The organism is Pseudomonas moraviensis (genome assembly GCF_900105805.1).
Classification (GTDB): Bacteria; Pseudomonadota; Gammaproteobacteria; order Pseudomonadales; family Pseudomonadaceae; genus Aquipseudomonas; species Aquipseudomonas moraviensis_A.
In genome coordinates this window covers 3,624,830-3,649,112 of record NZ_LT629788.1, presented here as the reverse complement: position 1 = coordinate 3,649,112, position 24,283 = coordinate 3,624,830, and the positions used below count along the sequence as shown (strand labels likewise).

General features: G+C 59.3%; 26 protein-coding genes. 12 read left to right on the top strand and 14 right to left on the bottom strand.

Annotation, left to right across the window (positions count from 1 at the left end; translation table 11 throughout):
- The first annotated feature begins 382 nt into the window (after positions 1-382).
- The 3 genes from BLU71_RS16185 to grxD all read left to right on the top strand — a co-directional run bounded on the left by BLU71_RS16185 (position 383) and on the right by grxD (position 3,353).
- Complete coding sequence (locus BLU71_RS16185; protein WP_042607370.1) at positions 383-673, top strand: hypothetical protein; 291 nt, start codon at positions 383-385, stop codon at positions 671-673.
- A gap of 135 nt (positions 674-808) precedes the next feature.
- Positions 809-2,914, top strand: a complete 2,106-nt coding sequence (locus tag BLU71_RS16180) for a molybdopterin oxidoreductase family protein (RefSeq protein WP_083353489.1) — start codon at positions 809-811, stop codon at positions 2,912-2,914.
- Positions 2,915-3,011: 97 nt separating this feature from the next.
- Positions 3,012-3,353, top strand: a complete 342-nt coding sequence (gene grxD / locus BLU71_RS16175) for a Grx4 family monothiol glutaredoxin (protein WP_016773402.1) — start codon at positions 3,012-3,014, stop codon at positions 3,351-3,353.
- A gap of 127 nt (positions 3,354-3,480) precedes the next feature.
- Here grxD and bfr read toward each other — a convergent pair whose 3' ends face one another.
- Complete coding sequence (gene bfr, locus BLU71_RS16170) at positions 3,481-3,954, bottom strand: bacterioferritin (RefSeq protein WP_083353488.1); 474 nt, start codon at positions 3,952-3,954, stop codon at positions 3,481-3,483.
- Between the two features lie 201 nt (positions 3,955-4,155).
- Positions 4,156-4,374 (bottom strand): bacterioferritin-associated ferredoxin, encoded by a 219-nt coding sequence (locus BLU71_RS16165; RefSeq protein WP_003227725.1) that lies wholly within the window; start codon positions 4,372-4,374, stop codon positions 4,156-4,158.
- 312 nt (positions 4,375-4,686) lie between these two features.
- On the opposite strand from BLU71_RS16165, the gene BLU71_RS16160 reads away from it, so the two are divergent.
- Positions 4,687-5,289, top strand: coding sequence for a peroxiredoxin (locus BLU71_RS16160; RefSeq protein WP_042607367.1), 603 nt, complete (start codon positions 4,687-4,689; stop codon positions 5,287-5,289).
- 74 nt (positions 5,290-5,363) lie between these two features.
- On the opposite strand, the gene rnt is transcribed toward BLU71_RS16160, so the two are convergent.
- Complete coding sequence (rnt, locus tag BLU71_RS16155; RefSeq protein WP_016773404.1) at positions 5,364-6,041, bottom strand: ribonuclease T; 678 nt, start codon at positions 6,039-6,041, stop codon at positions 5,364-5,366.
- The gene (pyrC, locus tag BLU71_RS16150; RefSeq protein ID WP_083353487.1) at positions 6,038-7,084 is read right to left on the bottom strand and encodes a dihydroorotase; all 1,047 of its coding nucleotides are present in this window, start codon (positions 7,082-7,084) and stop codon (positions 6,038-6,040) included. The genes rnt and pyrC overlap by 4 nt, the downstream gene beginning before the upstream one ends.
- Positions 7,085-7,244: 160 nt before the next feature.
- Here pyrC and BLU71_RS16145 point away from each other — a divergent pair, with 160 nt between their 5' ends.
- Entirely contained in the window at positions 7,245-8,159 is a 915-nt protein-coding gene (locus tag BLU71_RS16145) for a flagellar protein MotY (protein ID WP_083353486.1), read from the top strand.
- 129 nt (positions 8,160-8,288) lie between these two features.
- On the top strand, positions 8,289-9,506 hold the full coding sequence (locus BLU71_RS16140) for an argininosuccinate synthase (RefSeq protein ID WP_011335737.1): 1,218 nt from the start codon (positions 8,289-8,291) through the stop codon (positions 9,504-9,506).
- Positions 9,507-9,628: 122 nt separating this feature from the next.
- Here BLU71_RS16140 and BLU71_RS16135 read toward each other — a convergent pair whose 3' ends face one another.
- A complete protein-coding gene (locus BLU71_RS16135; protein ID WP_042607365.1) occupies positions 9,629-10,342 on the bottom strand; it encodes a hypothetical protein in 714 nt (237 codons plus the stop codon).
- Positions 10,343-10,805: 463 nt separating this feature from the next.
- Between BLU71_RS16135 and BLU71_RS16130 the strand changes: the two genes are divergently transcribed.
- The gene (locus BLU71_RS16130) at positions 10,806-11,432 is read left to right on the top strand and encodes a response regulator transcription factor (RefSeq protein WP_042607364.1); all 627 of its coding nucleotides are present in this window, start codon (positions 10,806-10,808) and stop codon (positions 11,430-11,432) included.
- A gap of 88 nt (positions 11,433-11,520) precedes the next feature.
- On the opposite strand, the gene BLU71_RS27515 is transcribed toward BLU71_RS16130, so the two are convergent.
- From BLU71_RS27515 to metG, 8 genes are all read right to left on the bottom strand, one after another.
- A complete protein-coding gene (locus BLU71_RS27515; RefSeq protein WP_042607363.1) occupies positions 11,521-11,697 on the bottom strand; it encodes a PA3496 family putative envelope integrity protein in 177 nt (58 codons plus the stop codon).
- Positions 11,698-11,804: 107 nt separating this feature from the next.
- On the bottom strand, positions 11,805-12,443 hold the full coding sequence (nth, locus tag BLU71_RS16125) for an endonuclease III (protein WP_016773410.1): 639 nt from the start codon (positions 12,441-12,443) through the stop codon (positions 11,805-11,807).
- On the bottom strand, positions 12,440-13,012 hold the full coding sequence (locus BLU71_RS16120) for an Rnf-Nqr domain containing protein (RefSeq protein WP_083353485.1): 573 nt from the start codon (positions 13,010-13,012) through the stop codon (positions 12,440-12,442). Before BLU71_RS16120 ends, nth begins: the two co-directional genes overlap by 4 nt.
- Positions 13,009-13,614 (bottom strand): RnfABCDGE type electron transport complex subunit G, encoded by a 606-nt coding sequence (locus tag BLU71_RS16115; RefSeq protein WP_042607361.1) that lies wholly within the window; start codon positions 13,612-13,614, stop codon positions 13,009-13,011. The genes BLU71_RS16120 and BLU71_RS16115 overlap by 4 nt, the downstream gene beginning before the upstream one ends.
- Positions 13,611-14,594 (bottom strand): RnfABCDGE type electron transport complex subunit D, encoded by a 984-nt coding sequence (locus BLU71_RS16110; protein WP_083354346.1) that lies wholly within the window; start codon positions 14,592-14,594, stop codon positions 13,611-13,613. The genes BLU71_RS16115 and BLU71_RS16110 overlap by 4 nt, the downstream gene beginning before the upstream one ends.
- Positions 14,581-15,585, bottom strand: a complete 1,005-nt coding sequence (rsxB, locus tag BLU71_RS16105; RefSeq protein ID WP_083353484.1) for an electron transport complex subunit RsxB — start codon at positions 15,583-15,585, stop codon at positions 14,581-14,583. Before rsxB ends, BLU71_RS16110 begins: the two co-directional genes overlap by 14 nt.
- A complete protein-coding gene (locus tag BLU71_RS16100; RefSeq protein WP_083353483.1) occupies positions 15,582-16,151 on the bottom strand; it encodes an Rnf-Nqr domain containing protein in 570 nt (189 codons plus the stop codon). Before BLU71_RS16100 ends, rsxB begins: the two co-directional genes overlap by 4 nt.
- A gap of 113 nt (positions 16,152-16,264) precedes the next feature.
- Entirely contained in the window at positions 16,265-18,316 is a 2,052-nt protein-coding gene (metG, locus tag BLU71_RS16095; protein WP_083353482.1) for a methionine--tRNA ligase, read from the bottom strand.
- 152 nt (positions 18,317-18,468) lie between these two features.
- Between metG and apbC the strand changes: the two genes are divergently transcribed.
- On the top strand, positions 18,469-19,563 hold the full coding sequence (apbC, locus tag BLU71_RS16090; RefSeq protein ID WP_083353481.1) for an iron-sulfur cluster carrier protein ApbC: 1,095 nt from the start codon (positions 18,469-18,471) through the stop codon (positions 19,561-19,563).
- A 131-nt stretch (positions 19,564-19,694) separates the two neighbouring features.
- Here the strand turns inward: apbC and BLU71_RS16085 are convergent, their stop codons facing one another.
- A complete protein-coding gene (locus tag BLU71_RS16085) occupies positions 19,695-20,453 on the bottom strand; it encodes an SDR family oxidoreductase (RefSeq protein ID WP_065616672.1) in 759 nt (252 codons plus the stop codon).
- A gap of 164 nt (positions 20,454-20,617) precedes the next feature.
- Between BLU71_RS16085 and BLU71_RS16080 the strand changes: the two genes are divergently transcribed.
- From BLU71_RS16080 to groL, 4 genes are all read left to right on the top strand, one after another.
- On the top strand, positions 20,618-21,343 hold the full coding sequence (locus BLU71_RS16080) for a HugZ family protein (protein ID WP_083353480.1): 726 nt from the start codon (positions 20,618-20,620) through the stop codon (positions 21,341-21,343).
- 71 nt (positions 21,344-21,414) lie between these two features.
- Entirely contained in the window at positions 21,415-21,891 is a 477-nt protein-coding gene (locus BLU71_RS16075; protein ID WP_016773418.1) for an FxsA family protein, read from the top strand.
- Between the two features lie 259 nt (positions 21,892-22,150).
- Complete coding sequence (locus BLU71_RS16070; RefSeq protein ID WP_007916610.1) at positions 22,151-22,444, top strand: co-chaperone GroES; 294 nt, start codon at positions 22,151-22,153, stop codon at positions 22,442-22,444.
- Between the two features lie 50 nt (positions 22,445-22,494).
- Positions 22,495-24,141 (top strand): chaperonin GroEL, encoded by a 1,647-nt coding sequence (gene groL / locus BLU71_RS16065; protein ID WP_064365078.1) that lies wholly within the window; start codon positions 22,495-22,497, stop codon positions 24,139-24,141.
- Positions 24,142-24,283 lie beyond the last annotated feature (142 nt).

The following is a 24,283-nucleotide window of genomic DNA, read 5'->3' as shown; positions in this document are numbered from 1 at the left end:
ACCGCAGATGCTCAAAGCCTTGTTTAACGGAACAACGGGCGAGACCTGCGGCGTAAGCCGCACGGGGCGACGAAATAGGGGGAGGCGCGATATTGACATTAAATGTCGCGTTACGCCAATAGGCTACGGTTTCAACGGGATGCGGAGCGCGGAGCGAGGGTTTCGATCGCGCATGGTGAAGCCGGGTTCAGTACAACAGCGAGCTTCTTTGTACACTGGCCCCGCCGCGCTTGGCAATGTGCCGCGACGGCAACGGTGCGGCTTTGGTCGCTTTGCGCTCGCTGTGCCACGGATTCGCTTGGTCGGATGTTCAGACTGAAACATTTGCTAAAGCAAAGTGCTGGGTTATAAATAAGTTTCGAGCGACGCAGGAAGCCTCCGCATGGAATCGAAAGAACAACTGTTAATGGAACTGCTGGGCCACACGGCTCGCTCTCTGACCCATCTCACCGCCTCGGTGACCTCGATGTCTTTCGAGTTGTTGCGCAGTGAAGACGAAGTGGTCAAATCCGCCGGTCGACACATGATCGATCGAATGGCCACCATCAGCGCCGGGCTCGACGAGCACTGGCGATTGATCGGCGAACTCACCGGCGTGCATGTCGCCCACGAGCAGATCGAAACCATCCAGGAAATCCAGCTGGCTGCACCGCCGCAGTTGCCTTCGAACTGATTGCAGCGGTTTATCGGCTGCCCTGATAACCGTCGATTCACAAGACGAACGTCGCTGGCGCAGCCTCTGTGCACGGGCCATAGTTTTGTTCCCGCGGGCGTGATTGCCCGCTCCCGAACAAGACAGAGACTGGCCATGACCAAGACTCTTCACCACCGTGCGTGCCACCTGTGCGAAGCCATTTGCGGCCTGACCATCGAAACCACAGAAACCGATGGCAACGTCGCGATCACCTCGATCAAGGGGGATGCCCTCGATACCTTCAGTCGCGGGCATATCTGCCCGAAAGCCGTGGCCCTGCAGGATATCCAGAATGACCCGGATCGCCTGCGCCAACCGATGCGTCGGGTCGGCAATGAATGGCTGCCGATCGAGTGGGACGAAGCCTTTGCGCTGGTGGCCGACAAGCTCGCGGCGATTCAGGAGCGTCATGGGCAGAACGCGGTGGCGGTTTATCAAGGCAACCCGAGCGTGCACAACTACGGGCTGATGACCCACAGCAATTACTTCCTCGGTTTGCTGAAAACGCGCAATCGCTACTCGGCCACTTCAGTCGATCAACTGCCTCATCACCTCAGCAGCTACCTGATGTACGGCCACGGTTTGCTGTTGCCGATCCCGGACATCGACCACACCGATTTCATGCTGATTCTTGGCGGCAATCCGCTGGCCTCCAACGGCAGCATCATGACCGTGCCGGATGTCGAGAAACGCCTGAAGGCTATTCAGGCACGCGGCGGCAAAGTGGTGGTGGTCGATCCGCGGCGCAGCGAAACCGCAGCGATGGCCGATCAGCATGTGTTCGTCCGCCCGGGCGGCGACGCGGCGCTGTTGTTCGGCATGCTCAATACGCTGTTCAGCGAAGGCCTGACCCGCGACAGCCATCTGCCAGTCGAAGGCCTGGACGAGGTGCGCACTGCCGTGGCGTCGTTCACTGCCGAAGCCATGAGTCCATTGTGCGCCGTGCCGGCCGGACAGATTCGCCAACTGGCGCGCGACTTCGCTGCCGCACCGAGTGCTGTCTGCTACGGCCGCATGGGCGTCTCGACCCAGGCCTTCGGTACCTTGTGCCATTGGGTGGTGCAACTGATCAACCTGGTCACCGGCAATCTCGACCGCGTCGGCGGCGCGCTGTGCACCGAACCCGCTGTGGATCTGGTGGCGTCGACCTCGGGGGGGCATTTCAACAAATGGCAGAGCCGCGTTTCCGGGCGGCCTGAATACGGTGGTGAGTTGCCGGTCTCGGCGCTGGCCGAAGAGATGCTCACCGACGGCGAGGGCCAGATCCGCGCGTTGATCACCGTGGCCGGCAATCCAGTGTTGTCGACACCCAACGGCCGGCAGCTGGAACAGGCGCTGGATGGCCTGGAGTTCATGCTCAGCATCGACCTGTACATCAACGAAACCACGCGCTATGCCGACCTGATCCTGCCGTCGACCTCGGCGCTGGAAAACGACCATTACGACACCACCTTCAACCTGTTCGCGGTGCGTAATGTGACCCGCTTCAATCGCGCGATCCTCGCCAAGCCCGAGGGCGCGCTGCATGACTGGGAGATCTTCGTCGGGCTGGCCAAGGCGTTCGCCGAGAAAACCGGCAAAGAGCTGAAACCGACCATGCCGCCGGCGAAGATGATCGACATGGGCCTGCGCATGGGCCGCTATGGCGATGCGTCGGAGCACAAGCTGTCGCTGGCGACCCTGTTCGATCATCCGCACGGCATCGATCTGGGGGCGCTGAAGCCGAATCTGGCGACGCGACTGAAAACGCCGAATCAGCATATTCAGGCCGCACCGCCGGAGATCCTCGCCGACCTCGCACGCTTTGCCGCTTTGCGGGCGCCAGCTGCCGATGAGTTGTTGATGATCGGCCGCCGCCATGTGCGCAGCAACAATTCGTGGATGCACAATTTTCATCGTCTGGTGAAAGGCAAGCCGCGGCATCAGTTGCTGATGCATCCGGATGATCTGGCCAGCCGTGGTCTGGTCGACGGGCAACGGGTTCGGGTGAGCTCGCGGGTCGGGCAGATCGAGGTGGAAGTGCTCGCCAGTCTCGACATGATGAAAGGCGTGGTCAGCCTGCCCCACGGTTGGGGCCACGCGCGCCCGGGCGTGCAGATGGTGATCGCCAGCAGCCAGCCGGGGTCGAGCGCCAACGACCTGACCGACGAGTGTCAACTCGACGAATTGTCGGGCAACGCGGCATTGAATGGCGTACCGGTGACGGTGGCGGCGGCTTGAGCGGGTCTGTCGGGGAGACCGAGCATGGCGCTCGGGATTCCGTTACAATGCGCCACCGTGCCGACCTCTGAGTCGGAAAGTTCAGCCGAGGTGCTCCATGGATATCATCGAAACGATTAAAGAGCAGATTGCCAACAACACCATTCTGCTTTACATGAAAGGCTCGCCGAATGCCCCGCAGTGCGGCTTCTCCGCAAAAGCGGCGCAGGCTGTGATGGCCTGTGGTGAAAAGTTCGCTTACGTGGACATCCTGCAGAACCCGGAAATCCGCGCCAACTTGCCTAAATACGCCAACTGGCCGACTTTCCCGCAACTGTGGGTCGGCGGTGAGCTGGTCGGCGGCAGCGACATCATGACCGAGATGGCAGCAGACGGTTCGCTGCAAAGCACCATCAAGGCGGCTGTCGAAGCGGCAGCGGCGAACAAGTCCGAAGCCTGATTCGCGCCTCCTGTAGGAGCTGTCGAGTGAAACGAGGCTGCGATCTTTTGATCTTCGGCCAATAAAAAGCCCCGCACCTCGAAAGAGGGCGGGGCTTTTTTAGTGTCTCGATTCGACGAGTGTCAGATCATTCTTCGCCCATCTGCGATTGCAGATAGTTTTCCAGACCGATCTTGTCGATCAGGCCGAGCTGGGTTTCCAGCCAGTCGATATGTTCTTCTTCCGATTCCAGGATGTCTTCGAGCAGTTCACGGCTGCCGAAGTCGCCAACGGTTTCGCAATGCGCGATAGCGGCTTTCAGGTCAGCGTGGCCGGTCTTTTCGATGCGCAGGTCGCATTCGAGCATTTCGCGGGTGTGTTCACCGATGTGCAGCTTGCCCAGGTCCTGCACGTTCGGCAGGCCTTCAAGGAACAGGATGCGCTTGATCAGCTTGTCCGCGTGCTTCATCTCATCGATGGATTCTTTGTATTCGTGCTTGCCAAGCTTGTTCAGACCCCAATCTTCGTACATGCGCGCATGCAGGAAGTACTGATTGATCGCGACCAGCTCATTGGCAAGGACCTTGTTGAGATGCTGGATGACTGTAATGTCGCCTTTCATGATCGGAGTCCTGCCCTGTATTAACCGTATATAAGGCGGAGTTTGAGCTTGGTATTTATAAGTGTCAAACCTAAGTTATTGAATAATAAATGAAAATTAATCGGAATAAGAATGTTTGTGTTCCGCGTCTGGACGCTAAGCAATTGATTTTCAGGCATAAAAAAACCGGACGCGAAGTCCGGTTCTTTGAAAAGGGGGGCATTACGCAGCAGTAAATTCTACCGGGTAGGGGATCGCTGCCTGGGCGGTTTGCAGCTTGGTCAGGGTTTCGCGCACCACTTCCTTGGCAAGGCAAGCGCATTTGCCGCACTGGCTGGCGACGCCGGTGGCCTGGCGAACTTCTTTATAGCTGCAGCAACCTTCATAGATCGCTTCGCGGATCTGTCCGTCGGTGACGCCAGTGCAGAGGCAAACATACATAAGTAAGAACCGTCGCTGGTTGTGACTCAATTGCGATGGATCTTAATGTTAACGAGAATGATTGTCAAAGTGCTTTCGGAACGCTTCCCAGCCAATTTGCCTGCGACTGACGAACGGTATTTTCCAGGCGCTCGCTTTACCCAATGAATACGTAGTGGACAACCGAACAGGGAAAATCCGTTACGGACAGGCCAAACACGCAGTGTATGATGGTCGTCCCTTGCGAAGAGGGTTCGTGTCACAGGGCTGTCGCCTGAGGGTGACAGGCTGGCCCGGACCCTGAACTTCAAGTTTTTACACCAGGAGATATCAATGAGCGTACTCGTAGGCAAACAAGCCCCAGACTTCACCGTCCCGGCCGTACTCGGCAATGGCGAGATCGTTGACAGCTTCACCCTGTCCTCGGCCATCAAAGGCAAATACGGCCTGGTGTTCTTCTACCCACTGGACTTCACCTTCGTCTGCCCGTCCGAGCTGATCGCTCTGGACAACCGCATGGCTGACTTCAAGGCACGCAACGTGGAAGTGATCGCTGTGTCGATCGACTCGCACTTCACCCACAACGCCTGGCGCAACACTCCAGTGAACAATGGCGGCATCGGCCAGGTGAAATACACCATGGCTGCCGACATGAAGCACGACATCGCCAAGGCCTACGATGTTGAGTCCGAAGGCGGCGTGGCTTTCCGTGGCGCGTTCCTGATCGACGACAAAGGCATTGTCCGTTCGCAAATCATCAACGACCTGCCGCTGGGCCGTAACATGGAAGAGCTGATCCGTCTGGTCGACGCTCTGCAATTCCACGAAGAGCATGGCGAAGTCTGCCCGGCCAACTGGAAGAAAGGCGACAAAGGCATGAACGCTTCTCCAGAAGGCGTTGCGGCTTACCTGACCGAGAACGCTGCTGCCCTGTAAGGCGCAACGTCGAGGTACAAAAAAACCGGCCCAAGTGGCCGGTTTTTTCATGCGCGGGATTTGCTCGACGAGGATCAGTCGTCGAAGTCTTCCCAGCCGCCCATCTGCTTCCAGCGATTGACGATGCCGCAGAACAGCTCGGCGGTCTTTTCGGTGTCGTAGCGCGCCGAGTGCGCTTCACGACCGTCGAAATCGATGCCAGCCGCCTGACAGGCTTTCGCCAGCACGGTTTGACCGTATGCCAGACCCGCCAGGGTCGCGGTGTCGAAGCTGGAGAACGGGTGGAACGGGTTGCGCTTCATGTCCAGCCGCGCGACTGCCGCGTTGAGAAAGCCCAGATCGAAGCTGCTGTTGTGCCCGACCAGAATCGCTCGTTTGCAGCCGTTGGCTTTCAGCGCCTTGCGGATGCCACGGAAAATGTCGGTCAGCGCGGTTTCCTCGCTGACGGCCATGCGCAGCGGATGATCGAGCTTGATCCCGGTGAACTCCAGCGCTGCCGCTTCAACGTTCGCACCTTCGAATGGCTCGACGCGGAAGAAGTAGGTGTGATCCGGGTACACGAAACCCTTTTCGTCCATGGCGATGGTGGTCGCGGCAATCTCCAGCAGGGCGTCGGTGGCTGCGTTGAAGCCACCGGTTTCTACGTCGACGACAACCGGCAGGTAGCCGCGAAAACGTGCTGCCATCGGGTGACGGGAACCGCCGCCGCCACCTTGACCGTCCAGCTCATCGTCGAAATTGTCTTCACTCACGCGTGTTCCTCCAGCAGGCGCCAGCGCAGTTTTTCACCGGCGCGCAGCGGGATAACGGTCAGCTCGCCAAATGGCAGGCTGGTCGGGGCGGTCCATTCTTCGCGGACCAGGGTGATGCGATCGGTGTTCGCCGGCAGGCCGTAGAAGCGCGGGCCGTTGAGGCTGGCGAAGGCTTCGAGCTTGTCCAGCGCGTTACGTTGTTCGAACGCTTCGGCGTACATCTCGATGGCGGCGTAGGCGGTGTAGCAACCGGCGCAGCCGCAAGCGGCTTCCTTGGCGTGCTGGGCGTGGGGCGCCGAGTCGGTGCCGAGGAAGAACTTGGCGCTGCCGCTGATGGCGGCGTCGAGCAAGGCTTCCTGATGGGTGTTGCGCTTGAGGATCGGCAGGCAGTAGAAGTGCGGCCGAATCCCGCCTACCAGCATGTGGTTGCGGTTGTACAGCAGGTGATGCGCGGTGATGGTCGCGCCAACATTGGCCGAGGCCTCGTTGACGAACTGCACGGCGTCGCCGGTGGTGATGTGTTCGAACACCACTTTCAGCGTCGGGAAGCGCTCGACCACGCGGCGCATGTGCTCATCGATGAAGATCTTTTCGCGATCGAACACATCGACGTCGCCACGGGTGACTTCACCGTGGATCAACAGCGGCATGCCGACTTCGGCCATGGCTTCCAGCGCCGGGAAGATCTTGTCGATACTGGTTACGCCGGAATCGGAGTTGGTGGTGGCGCCGGCCGGGTACAGCTTGGCGGCGTACACGAAACCGCTGGCCTTGGCCTGACGAATTTCTTCCGGTTGGGTGCGGTCGGTGAGGTACAGCACCATCAACGGCTCGAACTGACTGCCGGCCGGGCGGGCAGCGAGAATGCGCTGACGATAGCCGTCGGCTTCGGCGGCGTTGCGCACCGGCGGTACCAGGTTCGGCATGATGATCGCGCGGCCGAAGGTGCGGGCCACATCGGCAACGGTATTGGTCAACACGGCACCATCGCGAAGATGGATGTGCCAGTCGTCGGGACGCAGCAGGGTCAGGCGGTCGGACATGAGGGGATTCCAGGCGGGTCAAACTGAGGCGAATGCTACCGGAAAAGACTCTTGCAGGCACCCGCTATCAAGTTTCGCCACGAGCGTCCGATATCCCGAAGGTATGCCGTAAACATTGTGTGAATCGGTGTTTGTGTTTCACAAGCCAATGGAGCCTCCCGTGCGCCAGCGTTATTTAGCCCTGCTCAGTGTGTTTGCCAGCCTCCCCGCGATGGCGCTGACCTACCAGACCCGTCTGGAGAACATTGAGTGGACGGTCGCCGGCGACCAGTTCGAATGCCGCCTGACCCAGCCGATCACCGATTTCGGCTCGGGCGAGTTCGTGCGCAGGGCCGGTGAGCAGGCGATCTTTCGTCTGAACGCCTACAACGCCATGCTTGGCGGCGGTTCGGCAACCTTGCTCGCGGCGGCTGCACCGTGGCAGCCGGGGCGTGGCGACATCAACCTGGGCTCTGTGCGCCTGGGCAGTGGCAACGTGTTGTTCAACAGCTCGCAGTCGCAGGCCGGTGGATTGATCAGCGGCCTGCTGGACGGCCGCAGCCCGGTGGTACGCCGTGCTTCTGGCGATGGCCGCGTCTCCGAAGTGCGTCTGTTGCCAGTGAAATTCAGCAAGGCGTTCAACGATTACCAGACCTGTGTAGCGAAGCTGCTGCCGCAGAATTTCGACCAGATCAAACAGTCGCAGATCGGCTTCCCCGGCGAAGGCGTTGATCTGGACCCGGCTGCCAAGGCCAAGCTGCAGGTGATGCTCGATTACATGAAGGCCGATCCGACGGTGAACCACATCGAACTCGATGGCCATTCCGACAACAGCGGCAATCGCCTGACCAACCGCGATCTGTCGCGCCGCCGGGCGCTGGCGGTGGTTGATTACTTCAAGGCCAACGGCATCCAGGAATCGCAGATCACCGTGCGTTTCCACGGCGAGCAGTATCCGATCGTGCCGAACACCAGCAAGGCCAATCGTGCGAAGAATCGTCGGGTCAACGTGAAATTGTCGCGTGTGGCACCGACCACAGCCCCTGCGCCAGCACCGCAAGCGAGTACGCCAGCCACCGCCGCAACGACTTCCTGACTCATCGGTCATCGTCGCGCTCTCGACAGATTCTGTCGCTTTGTCGTCTTAAGCTGTCGCGCCTCTGTAAATTATCGCGTTTGAGCGGTAGACTCCCCGGCTTTCCGTAGAACCCCGTGGAGTGATGGCATGGCGGACGTAAACAAGGTCGTTCTGGCGTATTCCGGCGGCCTGGACACTTCGGTGATCCTCAAGTGGCTGCAGGATACTTATAACTGTGAAGTGGTGACGTTCACCGCCGATCTCGGTCAAGGCGAAGAGGTCGAGCCGGCCCGCGCCAAGGCTCAGGCCATGGGCGTCAAAGAAATCTACATCGACGACCTGCGCGAAGAATTCGTGCGTGATTTCGTGTTCCCGATGTTCCGCGCCAACACCGTTTACGAAGGCGAGTACCTGCTGGGCACATCCATCGCCCGTCCGCTGATCGCCAAGCGTCTGATCGAAATCGCCAACGAAACCGGCGCCGACGCCATTTCCCACGGCGCCACCGGCAAGGGCAACGACCAGGTGCGTTTCGAACTGGGCGCCTACGCGCTCAAGCCAGGCGTTAAAGTGATTGCGCCATGGCGCGAGTGGGACCTGTTGTCCCGCGAGAAGCTGATGGACTACGCCGAGAAGCACGCGATCCCGATCGAACGCCACGGCAAGAAAAAATCCCCGTACTCGATGGACGCCAACCTGCTGCACATTTCTTACGAAGGCGGCGTGCTGGAAGATACCTGGACCGAGCACGAAGAAGACATGTGGCGCTGGACAGTCTCCCCGGAGAAGGCTCCCGACACCCCGCAATATCTGGAACTGACCTACCGCAACGGCGATATCGTCGCGCTGGACGGCGTCGAAATGACCCCGGCCACCGTACTGGCGACGCTAAACAGGATCGGCGGCGAACACGGCATCGGTCGTCTGGACATCGTCGAAAACCGTTACGTGGGCATGAAGTCCCGTGGCTGCTACGAGACCCCGGGCGGCACCATCATGCTGCGCGCTCACCGCGCCATCGAATCGATCACTCTGGACCGCGAAGTCGCTCACCTCAAGGACGAGTTGATGCCGAAGTACGCCAGCCTGATCTACACCGGCTACTGGTGGAGCCCTGAGCGTCTGATGCTGCAGCAGATGATCGACGCTTCGCAGGTCAACGTGAACGGTGTGGTGCGCCTCAAGCTGTATAAAGGCAACGTGATCGTCACCGGGCGCAAGTCCGACGATTCGCTGTTCGACGCCAATATCGCGACCTTCGAAGAAGACGGCGGCGCCTACAACCAGGCGGACGCGGCGGGCTTCATCAAGCTCAACGCCTTGCGCATGCGCATTGCTGCCAACAAGGGCCGCAAGTTGTTCTGATCGATTCAGAACGACGCGCAATAAAAAAGGCGGCCTGTTCGGGGCCGCCTTTTTTTTGGAATTTTTGTCTGATTCATCAGGCTGGTCTCTCGTCTGTGCGCGTGCGGCGCATGACTCATCTGTCAGCTTGTTCTTCCCAACAACGTGACTGTCTGTGAGCACAGGTTGTAAACGATACACAGCGTCGCACCTGAGCCTTTCTTCGCTTGCCGGATCTGCTGCAATGCGGTGTGAGCCAGCGAGTCCGACACATGGTTGGACAAAAACACCAGCACTCGCGGGTTTTTTTTATCGGTTCTGCGCAAAGTCTCGAGAATCGCATCGAATTCCCTCGATGCATCAATATCCCTCGTGTCGATGATGTTCAGTTCGCTGATCAAGGGCGACAACTTGATAGTCTGTACAACCGGACTGGGTGGGTCGCCCATATCGGCTGGCGGATCTGGTGAATTGTGAATTCGGCATGGCCGTTGAAATCTGCCATCAGCCGTTTTACCCGACACGATGCTGCTGGTTATTTCGAAAGCGCACGGTGCGCCTGTCTCGTGCGGCGGTCCGTTTCGTTTGTTGACGCGCTCATGCTGCTCTGTTGCCCTTAAAAAGCTTTTGTCTTTGCCAAAATCCGAGGGTGAGTAGAGCGAGCGGTGGTTGAAGTTGAGGGTAATAAAAAAAAGAAACAACAAGTAGAAGGGAAAACTGATCAGAAACCAGACGTAGATTTCCCGATCCTTATTGTCAAGGAATGGCAGTGAGACGGCAGCCGATGTTTCCGAAATAATCGCAAATATTGCGATGACCGTCATTGGGTTGGTTATCTTTTTTTTTATCTTGAGCATTGTCTTGAGTTCGATAGGGTTGTTTGGCAGGTTGTATTTCTATTTATAGCAAAAGCAAGAATTTAAGTATGCGGCTGTTGTTTCAAGTTTTAAATTCCCGCTCAAGCACAGGGTGCTCTAAAGAATTCAGGCGCTACTGCGTAATGTTTCCATGATGAATGCCGCATTAGTACCGCCAGAGTTCCAGTGCTCCATGCCTCCCCGCTACTGAGGGCGGGCGTCGACAAGTCCGTTAACAGTTGGCGTAGGGCGCTGTCGCCGTGGAATTGAAAATCCTCACACCGGGGTGAAGGAATTAGCCGAATAAACAGCGCATCGAGGCTCGATTTGTGGGAAATATCCTCAATGCCTGTAGGGAATGTCTCTCGATGCAAGTGCGTGTAAAAGTTGTTATGCGATCGAGCAAGTGACTGGGATATCGTGCGTGTTCTAAAAATTCGAACAGCGAAAACTGGACTTGCCCATGAATAAAGTGCTGATCGTGGATGACCACCCCGTCATTCGACTTGCGGTACGTATGCTGATGGAACGGCATGGCTACGAAGTCATTGCAGAAACGGATAATGGCGTTGATGCACTACAAATTGCTCGCGAACAAATGCCGGATCTTGTCATTCTGGATATCGGAATACCCAAACTCGACGGGCTGGAAGTTATTGCACGCCTGACGTCCACCGTGATGCCGCTGAAAGTTCTGGTGCTGACTTCCCAGGCGCCCGGACATTTTTCAATGCGTTGCATGCAATCGGGCGCAGCAGGTTATGTGTGCAAGCAACAGGATCTGACCGAATTGCTGAGTGCAATCAAAGCAGTGCTCTCGGGATACAGTTACTTTCCCAACCAGGCCCTGCACACCGTGCGAACCAGTCTGGGCAATGCGAGTGAAGCGGACATGGTCGATCGCCTGTCCGGTCGGGAAATGATGGTGTTGCAACAGTTGGCGCGCGGCAAGACCAACAAGGAAATCGCCGATGGCATGTTTCTGAGCAACAAGACAGTGAGCACTTACAAGACTCGCCTGTTACTGAAACTCAATGCCCGCTCTCTGGTTGATCTGATCGAACTGGCGCAGCGCAATGGCCTGGTCTGAACGATTCGACAGCTGAGACCGTCATGGGCCGATCAAGCTCAGTTGCCGCATAAAATGAAAAGCCTCCGTCAAGGGAGGCCTTCAGATATCAGAAATCAAAATCGTAGTCGGCCAATTGCCTTTGCAATCGGCGCTCCTCAAGCAGGTTGTCGATTGTGCGACGCTTGCTGAGGTTGGTCTTGGCCACTTCAACCACCGGTTCGACCTCATCGGTATCGGTGGAAATAAGCTCTTCTACATCCAGTTGCTCTGTGTCGGTACTCATGAAGTCAACTCCCGGCTAAGACTGCCTTTGGCGCTCCTTATATCGACATTACTGCGGCGGGTAAAAAAGATTTTTTCAATCGATGGATGCAAAAAACTGATGGGGGATCAATCGTCGGAAGTTTTGTGTTTGTATTCGCACAGATCTTCGATGCGGCAGCTGCCGCAGCGCGGTTTGCGCGCCAGGCATACATAACGGCCGTGCAGAATCAGCCAATGGTGCGAGTCGAGCAGGAATTCTTTCGGTACAAACTTCATCAACTTCATTTCAACTTCGACCACGTTTTTCCCCGGCGCGATGCCGGTGCGGTTGCTGACCCGGAAAATGTGCGTGTCGACCGCCATGGTCAGTTGACGGAAAGCCGTGTTGAGTACCACGTTGGCAGTCTTGCGCCCGACGCCCGGCAAGGCTTCCAGTTCCTCGCGGGTCTGCGGGACCTCGCCGCCATGGCGTTCTACCAGCAGGCGACAGGTTTCGATGACGTTTTTCGCCTTGCTGTTGTAGAGGCCGATCGTCTTGATGTATTCCGACAACCCCTCGACGCCCAGTGCGTGAATCGCGGCGGGTGTGTTGGCGACGGGGAAGAGTTTGGCAGTGGCCTTGTTGACCCCCACATCGGTGGACTGCGCCGAAAGAATTACCGCAATCAGTAACTCGAAGGGCGAAGAATAGGCCAGTTCGGTTTTCGGCTCGGGATTGTCTTCGTGCAGGCGGCGAAATATCTCAAGACGTTTTGCAGCATTCATGGGCGATGCGTTTCCTTGGTGACAGAGTTGCGGCGTGTCCACGCCTGACGAACGGCGAGAAGCAGACCCAGTAAAACAAAAGCGCCGGGAACCAGCATAATCAGATGCAGCCCCTCGGGGAATAAAACCAGACCTTGCCAATGCGCCGCCAGTCCTCGGCCAAGGGTGCCGTGACCGATAATCTCCCGCAACCCACCGAACAACAGCATGAGCGCGCCGAACAGGGCGCAGCGTTTGACGCGGGCAGCGACGGGCTCGCCGAAGAAGCCGTGGTACTCAAACACGGCGCAGTACAAGGCGATCAACCCTATGTAGAGCTCGGACTTCTGCTGCCATGGCAAAAACCAGCGTTGCGCGGCGAGATCCGCGCAACTGGTCAATGTCGCGGCGACGATCAGGCTGATCAGCAACGCGCTCATGCCCTTCACACGCCTGCGCAACGGCGACATGCAGACAGCAAAAACGCCGAGCACAGCGCCGAGCATTATGGTCATCCCCAGCGCCGCGTCCAACGTGGGTGTGGCACCCAGGAGCGGCACCAGCATCAATAAACTCACCGTGTGTTTCATGGGCCAGCCCCCAACAGCCGCTCCCGATGCTCATCGAAATAGCGCAGTGCGTCATGAATTGCATGGAGGGTGGCACGGGAGGTGATGGTCGCGCCGGCGATCTGATCGAATTGCCCTTGATCCTTTTTCAGCGCCCAACCGGGGTCTGTCGGTTCATTGCGAGATTTACCGGTGAAACGCTGCAGCCAGGCATTCGGCCATTCACCAAGGTAGCCACCCAATCCCGGCGTTTCGCGCTGCTCCAGGGTTTTCACACCAAGGAGTCTGCCGTTGGCATCGATGGCGATCAGCAGTTCGAGCGTGCCTGCGTAACCCTCACTGCGACTGCGCAACAGCACGGCTACCGTTTGTCCGGATCGCATCGCCCGATAGCCGCCCGACAAAATGCTATGGCGCAACGTCACCTTGCCGAGGGCTAGCGGCCGTTCCAGCGGTTGATTGTCGTAATACCCGGCAGGAAGCACATCGAGCAGTTTGCGGCTGTCGAGCAAGCGTTGCTCGGCGCTGATCTGCGGCGCGCTGCTGCGTTGCAGCAGGTACGTCGCGCTGACGCCGCCGAGTGCGAGCAGCACAACCGTCACGACACTGGCCGAGCGGTTCATGCGCTCACCGGCGGCTGACGCCTGGCGGCGAAGCGCTCCAGTGCCGGTACCAGAAGATTCATCAGCAATACCGCGAACGCGACGCCGTCGGGGTAACCACCCCACGTGCGAATCAGATAAGTCAGCAAGCCGACGCCGATGCCGAACAACAGGCGGGCGAGGGCGTTTTTTGCACCGGAGACCGGTTCGGTGACGATAAAGAATGCACCGAGCATCGTGGCGCCGCTGAGCAGGTGAAACAGCGGCGAGCCATGGGAATCCGACCCCGAGCCGTTCCAGCACAACAGACTGATGACGAACAGACTGGCAAGCATGCCCACCGGCGCATGCCAGGAAAAGACCTTCCGCTGCAACAGGAACAGGCCGCCGAGCAGGAACGCCAGATTCACCCACTCCACACCGCGCCCGCCAAAACGGCCGAAGGCCGGATTGCCGGCGAACAGCTCATCCATGGTCAGGCTTTTATTGATGCGCAAGCTGTCCAGTGCCGTGGCCTGCACCCAGGCGTCCGGGGCTGGTGCTGGATTGAAAACCTGTTGCAGCGCTGAAAGGAAATCAAGGCCATGACCCGGCCAGTGCGTCATCGCTTGCGGGAACAGCGCGATGCTCAAGGCAAAGCCAAGCATGGCCGGGTTGAACGGGTTCTTGCCGACGCCGCCATACAGGTGCTTGCCGAACAACAAACCCGAGGCGGTTGCGATGACCGTCAGCCACCAAGGGCAATAAGCGGGCAGCGCAACGGCCAGCAACATCGCGCTGACCAGCGCACTGCCATCGAGCAACGCAGGTTGCAGCGCTTGCCGACGCAGACGGGCAACGCCAGCCTCGACGAGCAAAGCGCTGACAACCGCCAGCAGCAGGTTGATCAACACGCCCCAGCCATACAGCCAGAACAATGCAAGCAGCCCCGGCAGAGCTGCGAGCAGCACGCTATTCATCGCCTGTTGCAGGCGAGCGTCCGCTGCCTCAAGGGGCGGCATGGTCTTGCACCCGGCGCTCGGCATCGGTCACGGCGTGTTCCAGTGCGGCGATCTGCTCCGGCGCAGCCTCCGCGGCCTGGGCCTTTTTCAATTCGGCGCGGCGCATGGCCAACTGAATCTTCGCCCGCTTCAACTCTGCGTCGTTGCTCGGGGCAGGGACGGCGGGAATAGCCGGTTGACTGTTTTCCAGCTTCGCCAGTGCTTGCTCGGCGACTTCGAATTGTTGCTGCAGCACGATCAATTGCGCCTGCTGCTCGAACGTCGGCGGATGACCAAAGGCTTTCAGGGATTTGTGCAGTTGCGCACGACTCATCGCCACATCGACCTTGGCCTTCTTCAGCGCCGCATCTGCGTTCGCGGCTTTTTGCGCACGCACCCGCTCCAGCGCAGCCTGCACCGGGTCGGCGGTCGATACTTGCGGTTGTGCCGCACGCGCGGCTCGCGCTTCACGTTCGGCCTGTTTTTGCTGTTCTTCACGCAGCAGGCGCTGGTTGCGGCGCTCGAAACGCTGGCGCGCATGGTCACGCTTTTCAGCGCGGGCGCGCTGTTCTTCGAGATCGAATGCGAGACCGCCAACCACCGGGATCGTGTTCGCAGGCAGAGGATGCATTTCGATGCAATCGACCGGGCACGGCGCGACGCACAGGTCACAACCGGTGCATTCGTCGATCAGCACCGTGTGCATCAGTTTTGCCGCGCCGACGATGGCGTCGACCGGGCAGGCCTGAATGCACTTGGTGCAGCCGATGCATTCGGCCTCGCGGATGAACGCCACCTGCGGCGGTGCCGGGCCCCGGCTTATGTCCAGTTCCAGCACCGGTATTTTCAACAGCTCGGCGAGGGCAGCGATGGTTTCCTCGCCGCCCGGCGGGCACTTGTTGATCGGCTCGCCATCAACGATGCCTTGCGCATAGGGTTTGCATCCGGGATGGCCGCACTTGCCGCATTGGGTCTGCGGCAGCAGGGCATCGATGCGTTGAATCAGACTCATGTTTTGATCAATCCACTGAATCCGAGAAAAATCACTGCGATCAGTCCGGCGCTGATCAGGTCGATCGGCAGGCCGCGAAAGGGCAGGGGAGTATCGTTGGCGGCCGTGCGTTCACGCAGGTCGCAGAACACGCTCAGCACCAGCCAGAAACCCAGCCCGGCACCGAGGCTCAGGGCTGTCGCGTGCAGCAGGCCGTGATCGTTTTGCGCGTTGATCAGCGCCAGTCCGAGTACCCCGGCATTGCCGAGCAACAGTGGCCACAGGCCCTCGAACGGCCAATCCGGCAGCCCGTGCGCCAGCAGTTTCAGCAGCGGCGCGATCAATAACACACTCAGCGGCAGGAACACGAACAGACGCAGCGCTTCAAGCTTCAGTGGCACCAGCATCCACTGCCAGATCGCCTGACCGATGACGCCGACGATCATCATCAGGCACAACGTCGCCAACCCCAGCGCATGGACTTGCCGTCGGCTACCCGCCAGCAGCGGAGCGACGCCCAGCGGCCAGTGCAACACGAAGTTGTTGAGCAGCGCAGCACTGATCAGCGTTAACACGAGTTCGGTCATGGTTCTGCCAGCGAAACGGGCGGGTATCCTTAAGGTTAGGCACTATCCGGCCAGATATGAAAAATCCCACCGGCATGCGGGGCACGTCGGTGGGATCGTTTTACGGCAACGTCTTACTTGATGCGCTGACCCGGCTTGGCGCCGCTGTCCGGACTCAGCAGGTAGATCTCTTCACCGCCGGGACCTGCAGCCATCACCATGCCCTCGGAAATACCGAATTTCATTTTCCGTGGCTTGAGGTTGGCGATCATCATGGTCAGGCGACCGTCGAGTTTGGATGGATCCGGGTAAGCGCTCTTGATCCCGGAGAACACATTGCGTTGCTCGTCACCGATATCGAGGGTCAGGCGCAGCAGTTTGTCGGCGCCCTCCACGTGTTCGGCCTTGACGATCAGCGCCACGCGCAGGTCGATGGCGGCGAACGCGTCGAAATCGATTTCCGGCGACAGCGGATCCTTGACCAGCTCGCCGTTGCCCGCAGGCTTGGCTTCGCCGGTGTCGGTCTGGCTGGCGGTCAGGTCTTCTTTCGAGGCGTCGGTCATGGCTTGCACTTTTACCGGGTCGATGCGGGTCATCAACGGTTTGAATTCGTTCAGCTGATGGTTGGCCAGCAGGGTGGTGTGGTCGTTCCAGGTCAGCGGCGCGACGTTGAGGAACGCCTCGGCATCGGCGGCCAGCAGCGGCAGCACCGGTTTGAGGAAGATCACCAACTGGCGGAACAGATTGATGCCGGTGGCGCAGATCGCCTGGACTTCACCCTGCTTGCCTTCCTGCTTGTTCAGCGACCACGGTGCCTTGTCGGCGATCCACGCGTTGGCGCGGTCGGCCAGGGCCATGGTTTCACGCATGGCACGGGCGAAGTCGCGGGCTTCATAGGCGTCGGCAATGCTCGGCGCAGCGGCGAGGAAGGCCTCGGTCAGTTCCGGCGCGGCATTGTTGTCGACCAGCAGGCCAGCGTTGCCCTTGTGAATGAAACCGGCGCAACGGCTGGCGATGTTGACCACTTTGCCGACCAGGTCGGAGTTGACCTTCTGCACGAAGTCTTCGAGGTTCAGGTCGAGGTCATCGACGCCACGGCCCAGTTTGGCTGCGTAGTAATAGCGCAGGTATTCCGGCGACAGGTGATCGAGATAGGTGCGGGCCTTGATGAAGGTGCCGCGCGACTTCGACATTTTCTGGCCGTTGACGGTCAGGTAGCCGTGCACGTTGATGCCGGTCGGCTTGCGGTAGCCGGCGCCTTCGAGCATGGCTGGCCAGAACAGCGCGTGGAAATTGACGATGTCCTTGCCGATGAAGTGATACAGCTCGGCGGTCGAGTCCTTGCCCCAGAACGCGTCGAAGTCAAGCGCAGGCGTACGGTTGCAGAGGTTCTTGAAACTCGCCATGTAGCCGATCGGCGCATCCAGCCAGACGTAGAAATACTTGCCCGGCTCGCCCGGAATCTCGAAGCCGAAGTACGGCGCATCGCGGGAGATGTCCCACTGTTGCAGGCCGGCGTCCAGCCATTCGGCGATTTTGTTGGCCACGGCGTCCTGCAGGGTGCCGCTACGGGTCCAGGCCTGGAGCATGTCCTGGAAATCCGGCAGCTTGAAGAAGAAGTGCTGGGAATCCTTGAGCACCGGGGTGGCGCCGGAGATCGCCGACTTCGGATCCTTCAGGTCGGTCGGAGCGTAGGTCGCGCCGCATTTTTCGCAGTTGTCGCCGTACTGGTCTTCGGTGCCACACTTCGGGCAGGTGCCCTTGATGAAGCGGTCGGCCAGGAACATTTTCTTTTCCGGGTCGAAATACTGGGTGATCGAGCGCTGGGCGATGTGCCCGGCGTCACGCAGCTTGAGGTAGATCTGGCTCGACAGCTCACGGTTTTCTTCGGCGTGAGTGGAGTGGAAGTTGTCGAAATCAACCAGGAAATCGGCAAAGTCGGCGCTGTGTTCAGCCTGCACGTTGGCGATCAGTTGTTCCGGGGTGAGGCCTTCCTTTTCCGCGCGCAGCATGATCGCCGAACCGTGGGCGTCGTCGGCGCAGACATAGATGCATTGGTTGCCGCGATGCTTCTGGAAGCGCACCCACATATCGGTCTGGATGTATTCCAGCATGTGGCCAAGGTGGATCGAACCGTTGGCGTAGGGCAGGGCGCTGGTGACGAGGATCTTGCGTGGCTCGGACATGGGGCTTCGCTACTTGATGAAACGGAGGTCGGCCACTATAAAGCGCCGGCAAAGATATTTCACCCCTGCAAATGGTTGCCGGGCATGCCGTCTGGAGGGCAGAAGGGGTAGGATAGCCGCCATCCTTTCCAGTCTTGTTATCGGAGTTGCCCATGAGCGCCGTCACTCGCGCAGCGGTGGAAGCCGTCCTCAGCCAATACACCGACCCTTACCTGAACCAGGACCCGCTCAGCGCCGGTTGCGTGAAAAACATCGAGATCATCGGTGACCGCGTCAATGTGCAGATGGAAATCGGCTATGCCGCGGGGCTGTTCAAGAGCGGTTGGGCGCAGATGCTGCAACTGGCAATCGAAAATCTCGACGGCGTCACGGCAGCGAAAGTCGAGATCACCAGCGTGATCGCCGCGCACAAGGCCCAGGCGCAGATTCCGGGGCTGGCCAACGTCAAGAATGTGGTCGCTGTGGCTTCCGGCAAGGGTGGCGTGGGCAAATCCACCACTGCCGCCAACCTTGCGCTGGCGCTGGCTCGTGAAGGCGCCAAAGTCGGCATCCTCGACGCCGATATCTACGGCCCGAGCCAGGGCATCATGTTCGGCATCCCCGAGCGCACCCGCCCGGAAATCAAGGATCAGAAGTGGTTCGTGCCGCTCAAGGCCCACGGTGTGGAAGTCATGTCGATGGCATTCCTGACCGACGACAACACGCCGATGGTCTGGCGCGGGCCGATGGTTTCCGGGGCGCTGCTGCAACTGGTCACGCAGACTGCGTGGGGCGATCTGGATTACCTGGTCATCGACATGCCACCAGGCACCGGCGACATCCAGCTGACCCTGGCGCAGAAAGTCCCGGTGGCGGGCGCGGTGATCGTCACCACGCCGCAGGATCTGGCGCTGCTCGATGCGCGCAAAGGCGTGGAAATGTTCCGCAAGGTCAACATTCCGGTGCTGGGCGTGGTGGAAAACATGGCCGTGCACATCTGCTCGAACTGCGGGCATGCCGAGCATCTGTTCGGTGAAGGTGGCGGTGAGAAACTGGCCACCCAGTACGGCGTCGAACTGCTGGCCTCGCTGCCGCTGTCGATGCTGATCCGCGAACAGGCCGACGGCGGCAGGCCAACCGTGATCGCCGAGCCGGACAGCCAGATCGCCATGGTCTATCAGGAACTGGCCCGCCACGTCGGCGCGCGCATTGTGTTGCAGGAAGCCGTTACGCCGGCGATGCCGAACATCACCATCAGCGACGATTGATCAATTCGCAACACCGATAACCCTGTAGGAGTGAGCCTGCTCGCGATTGCGGTCGTTCATTCAACGCATCTGTTGAATGTTAATCCGCTATCGCGAGCAGGCTCACTCCTACAGTGGTTTTGTGGTGGGGCTTAGATCCGCAACCCGCCATCCATCTCCAGAATCCGCCCGGTGTAATAGTCGTTCTCGAAGATATACGCCGCCGAATGGGCGATCTCTTCCGGCTTGCCCATGCGCTTGAGCGGAATACCCGAGGTCATTTTCTCCAGCGCTTCCGGCTTCATGCCCAGGGTCATCTCGGTTTCGATGAAGCCCGGCGCAATGCCCGCGACGCGAATGCCGTAACGCGCCAGCTCTTTTGCCCAGGTCACGGTCGCCGCCGCTACGCCAGCCTTGGCTGCCGAGTAGTTGGTCTGGCCGACGTTACCCGCGCGGGAGATCGACGAAATATTGATGATCGCGCCGCTGTTCTTCAGCTCGACCATTTTCGCCGCGACTTCACGGGTGCAGAGGAACACGCCGGTCAGGTTGACGTCGATCACCGCCTGCCACTGGGCGAGGCTCATCTTGCTCATCTCGCCGTCCTTGACCTTCAGCAGCAGACCATCGCGCAGGATCCCGGCGTTGTTGATCAAGCCGTGGATGGCGCCGAAGTCTTCGGCCACTTGCGCGACCATGTGCTCGACCTGTTCTTCATTGGCGACGTTGCACAGGTAGCTGCGCGCGTCGACACCCTTGGCTTTGCAGGCGGCCACGGCGTCGTCGAGTTTTTCCTGATTCAGATCGACCAGGGCCAGTTTCGCGCCCTTGCCGGCGAAATACTCGGCCATGGAGCGGCCCAAACCCTGGCAACCGCCGGTGATAATGATTACTTTGTCGTTGAGTTGCATTCGCATGTCCCGCTGGCAGGTCTGAGTTGTTTTTGTTGTCGGCAACGCTCGATCGGCACCGGTCCGGGGCTGGTTGCACAAGAACATTTGCCCGATGCGCGCCGGTTACTTTTCGCTGCGCGCCTGTCCGTTTTCTAGACGGAACCTATTTAAGGAGTCACAAATTGAGCGCTGAAGTGGCGAAGAATGCCCGAGAATTGCTTCTCAAGGAATACCGTGGAGTGCTGTCGACCCATTCCAGATCGATGCCGGGTTTTCCCTTCGGCTCGGTTGTGCCGTATTGCCTGGACGAGCAGGGCCGGCCGCTGATTCTGATCAGTCGCATCGCCCAGCACACCCACAACCTGCAGAAGGATCCGAAGTGCTCGATGCTGGTGGGCGAGCGCGAGGCCGACGATGTGCAGGCGGTCGGGCGTCTGACCTATCTGGCGCAAGCGCAGAAGCTCGAAGACCCGGCAGCCATCGAGGCCGCCGCCGAACGTTATTACCGCTATTTCCCAGACTCGCAGAATTATCACCAGGCTCATGATTTCGATTTCTGGGTGCTCGATCCGGTGCGCCATCGCTACATCGGCGGGTTTGGCGCGATCCACTGGGTCGACCATCTGACCCTGGCCAACCCGTTCGCCGGCAAGGCGGAAATCAGCATGGTCGAGCACATGAACAGCGACCACGCCAAAGCCATCGCCCATTACGTCGCGCTGGCGGGGCTGCCGAACAGCGAGCCGGCGCAACTGGCCGGCATCGACAGCGAAGGCATGCACCTGCGCATCGGTCAGGCGCTGTACTGGTTACCCTTCGCGGCGCCATGTAATACGCCGACACAAGTGCGCGAGGCCTTGGTTTCATTGGCTCACGCCGAGGTCTGGCCAAAAAAACCGGATTCTTAAGGTTGAATTCACGCAAGGGCGACGTCATCTAAGGCCTACTGCAAGGCATTTCTTGCGTTGAGGAAACTTTGATGCGCCCTTTTCTGTTGCTCTTTCTGCTGTTTCCAGTGCTGGAGCTGTTCGTATTCGTCAAAGTGGCAGGCTCTATCGGGTTCTTCCCGGCCCTGCTGCTGATCATTCTCGGCTCGATGTTCGGTGTGTTCGTACTGCGCGTCGCCGGTCTGGCCACCGCATTGCGTGCCCGGGAAAGCCTGAACCGCGGCGAATTGCCCGCGCAGACCATGCTCGAAGGCCTGATGCTGGCGCTGGCCGGCGGCCTGTTGATCATCCCCGGCTTCATCAGTGATGTGGTCGGTCTGGTGATGCTGTTGCCGGTCACCCGCCGTCTGCTGGCAAACAAGATGCGTCAGCGCGCCGAAGACCAGGCCATGCGCCAGCGCGCCTTCGCCGACGACCTGCAACCCCGTGGCGGCCCGGCACCGCGCGAGCCGCTGGGGCGAGAGCCGAATGTGATCGAAGGCGAGTTCGAGCACCGCGACAACAAGTGACATCAGCATCGACACGGCACCTGCGGGTGCCGTGCTCGTTTATGGCTGTTATTTACCGTGTCTGGATGAAAAATTTTTTCCGCCAGCCCTTGTAATCGGCTTGTACGCCCCTATGTATCGGTCACCGAAAGGTTTCCGGTATTTGAACCGGACAGACTTCCGCGGTTCGCTCGACGAATCGCGACCGGCGCAGGCCGGATTTGTTAAACCCGCCGGGACTACACCGGCCGATGAAAACCACAATTAGGAGAGATCGACAATGAAGCTTCGTCCTCTGCATGACCGCGTCGTTATCCGTCGCAGCGAAGAAGAAAAGAAAACCGCTGGCGGTATCGTCCTGCCAGGTTCGGCTGCTGAAAAAGCCAACCACGGTGTGATTCTCGCTGTAGGCCCGGGCAAAGCTCTGGAAAACGGTGAAGTGCGTGCACTGTCCGTGAAGGAAGGCGACAAGGTTGTGTTCGGTCCCTACTCCGGCAGCAACACTGTGAAAGTCGATGGCGAAGACCTGCTGGTAATGAGCGAGAACGAAATTCTCGCGGTTATCGAAGGCTGATACTCCCGTTCATTTTCCCGTTACTACAAAGTATTTAAGGAATATCGATCATGGCTGCTAAAGAAGTTAAGTTCGGCGATGCCGCCCGCTCCAAGATGCTCAAAGGCGTCAACGTTCTGGCTGACGCGGTAAAAGCGACCCTGGGCCCGAAAGGCCGTAACGTGATCCTCGAGAAGAGCTTCGGCGCTCCGACCATCACCAAGGACGGCGTTTCCGTCGCCAAAGAGATCGAACTCGAAGATCGTTTCGAAAACATGGGCGCGCAGCTGGTCAAAGACGTTGCCTCCCGTGCCAACGATGATGCTGGTGACGGTACTACCACCGCTACCGTTCTGGCTCAGTCGATCGTCAACGAAGGCCTGAAAGCCGTCGCTGCCGGCATGAACCCGATGGACCTCAAGCGCGGCATCGACAAGGCGACCATCGCCATCGTCAAAGAGCTCAAAGCCCTGTCCAAGCCATGCGCTGACTTCAAGGCCATCGCTCAGGTCGGCACCATCTCGGCCAACTCCGACAACTCCATCGGCGACATCATTGCCGAAGCCATGGAAAAAGTCGGTAAAGAAGGCGTGATCACCGTTGAAGAAGGCTCGGGCCTGGAAAACGAACTGTCGGTTGTAGAAGGCATGCAGTTCGACCGTGGCTACCTGTCGCCATACTTCGTCAACAAGCCGGACACCATGGTTGCCGAGCTCGACGGCCCGCTGATCCTGCTGGTCGACAAGAAGATCTCGAACATCCGCGAAATGCTGCCAGTGCTGGAAGCCGTTGCCAAAGCCGGCCGTCCACTGCTGATCGTGGCCGAAGACGTTGAAGGCGAAGCCCTGGCGACTCTGGTTGTGAACAACATGCGTGGCATCGTCAAAGTCGCTGCCGTCAAGGCACCGGGCTTCGGCGACCGTCGCAAGGCCATGCTGCAGGACATCGCCGTTCTGACCGGCGGTACCGTCATCTCCGAAGAGATCGGTCTGAGCCTGGAAAGCACCACCCTGGAGCACCTGGGTAACGCCAAGCGCGTGACCCTGTCCAAGGAAAACACCATCATCGTTGACGGTGCTGGCGTACAGGCAGACATCGAAGGCCGTATCGCTCAGATCCGTGCCCAGGTTGCCGAAACGTCCTCGGACTACGACCGTGAAAAACTGCAAGAGCGTCTGGCCAAGCTGTCCGGCGGCGTTGCGGTGATCAAGGTTGGCGCTGGTTCCGAAGTTGAAATGAAAGAGAAGAAAGCCCGCGTTGAAGACGCCCTGCACGCAACCCGTGCAGCCGTTGAAGAAGGCGTGGTACCTGGCGGTGGCGTGGCGCTGATCCGTGCTCTGGAAGCACTGACCGAGCTGACCGGCGACAACGCTGACCAGAACGTCGGTATCGCTGTGCTGCGTCGCGCTGTTGAAGCGCCGCTGCGTCAGATCGCTGCCAACTCCGGTGACGAGCCAAGCGTCGTCGTCAACGAAGTGAAGAACGGCAAAGGTAACTTCGGTTACAACGCTGCTTCCGGCGAATACGGCGACATGATCGAAATGGGCATCCTGGACCCAACCAAGGTAACCCGTTCGGCTCTGCAAGCCGCAGCTTCGATCGGCGGTCTGATCCTGACCACCGAAGCAGCTGTTGCTGACGCACCGAAGAAAGAAGGTGCAGCGGGCGGCGGCATGCCAGACATGGGCGGCATGGGTGGCATGGGCGGCATGATGTAAGCCAGCCCTGGCCCTGTAACGCAAAACCCCGCTGGCGAAAGTCAGCGGGGTTTTTTATTGCCCGAATTCCAGAGTTGCACCGCCCCCTGTAGGAGTGAGCCTGCTCGCGATAGCGGTATGTCAGTCACTGGCTATTTGAATG

Bases quoted from the DNA above. Each gene is read 5' to 3' on its own strand.
- BLU71_RS16185 (WP_042607370.1), top strand. From the start codon at position 383: ATGGAATCGAAAGAACAACTGTTAATGGAACTGCTGGGCCACACGGCT.
- BLU71_RS16180 (WP_083353489.1), top strand. From the start codon at position 809: ATGACCAAGACTCTTCACCACCGTGCGTGCCACCTGTGCGAAGCCATT.
- grxD (WP_016773402.1), top strand. From the start codon at position 3,012: ATGGATATCATCGAAACGATTAAAGAGCAGATTGCCAACAACACCATT.
- bfr (WP_083353488.1), bottom strand. From the start codon at position 3,954: ATGAAAGGCGACATTACAGTCATCCAGCATCTCAACAAGGTCCTTGCC.
- BLU71_RS16165 (WP_003227725.1), bottom strand. From the start codon at position 4,374: ATGTATGTTTGCCTCTGCACTGGCGTCACCGACGGACAGATCCGCGAA.
- BLU71_RS16160 (WP_042607367.1), top strand. From the start codon at position 4,687: ATGAGCGTACTCGTAGGCAAACAAGCCCCAGACTTCACCGTCCCGGCC.
- pyrC (WP_083353487.1), bottom strand. From the start codon at position 7,084: ATGTCCGACCGCCTGACCCTGCTGCGTCCCGACGACTGGCACATCCAT.
- BLU71_RS16140 (WP_011335737.1), top strand. From the start codon at position 8,289: ATGGCGGACGTAAACAAGGTCGTTCTGGCGTATTCCGGCGGCCTGGAC.
- BLU71_RS16135 (WP_042607365.1), bottom strand. From the start codon at position 10,342: ATGCTCAAGATAAAAAAAAAGATAACCAACCCAATGACGGTCATCGCA.
- BLU71_RS16130 (WP_042607364.1), top strand. From the start codon at position 10,806: ATGAATAAAGTGCTGATCGTGGATGACCACCCCGTCATTCGACTTGCG.
- BLU71_RS27515 (WP_042607363.1), bottom strand. From the start codon at position 11,697: ATGAGTACCGACACAGAGCAACTGGATGTAGAAGAGCTTATTTCCACC.
- nth (WP_016773410.1), bottom strand. From the start codon at position 12,443: ATGAATGCTGCAAAACGTCTTGAGATATTTCGCCGCCTGCACGAAGAC.
- BLU71_RS16120 (WP_083353485.1), bottom strand. From the start codon at position 13,012: ATGAAACACACGGTGAGTTTATTGATGCTGGTGCCGCTCCTGGGTGCC.
- BLU71_RS16115 (WP_042607361.1), bottom strand. From the start codon at position 13,614: ATGAACCGCTCGGCCAGTGTCGTGACGGTTGTGCTGCTCGCACTCGGC.
- BLU71_RS16110 (WP_083354346.1), bottom strand. From the start codon at position 14,594: ATGCCGCCCCTTGAGGCAGCGGACGCTCGCCTGCAACAGGCGATGAAT.
- rsxB (WP_083353484.1), bottom strand. From the start codon at position 15,585: ATGAGTCTGATTCAACGCATCGATGCCCTGCTGCCGCAGACCCAATGC.
- BLU71_RS16100 (WP_083353483.1), bottom strand. From the start codon at position 16,151: ATGACCGAACTCGTGTTAACGCTGATCAGTGCTGCGCTGCTCAACAAC.
- metG (WP_083353482.1), bottom strand. From the start codon at position 18,316: ATGTCCGAGCCACGCAAGATCCTCGTCACCAGCGCCCTGCCCTACGCC.
- apbC (WP_083353481.1), top strand. From the start codon at position 18,469: ATGAGCGCCGTCACTCGCGCAGCGGTGGAAGCCGTCCTCAGCCAATAC.
- BLU71_RS16085 (WP_065616672.1), bottom strand. From the start codon at position 20,453: ATGCAACTCAACGACAAAGTAATCATTATCACCGGCGGTTGCCAGGGT.
- BLU71_RS16075 (WP_016773418.1), top strand. From the start codon at position 21,415: ATGCGCCCTTTTCTGTTGCTCTTTCTGCTGTTTCCAGTGCTGGAGCTG.
- BLU71_RS16070 (WP_007916610.1), top strand. From the start codon at position 22,151: ATGAAGCTTCGTCCTCTGCATGACCGCGTCGTTATCCGTCGCAGCGAA.
- groL (WP_064365078.1), top strand. From the start codon at position 22,495: ATGGCTGCTAAAGAAGTTAAGTTCGGCGATGCCGCCCGCTCCAAGATG.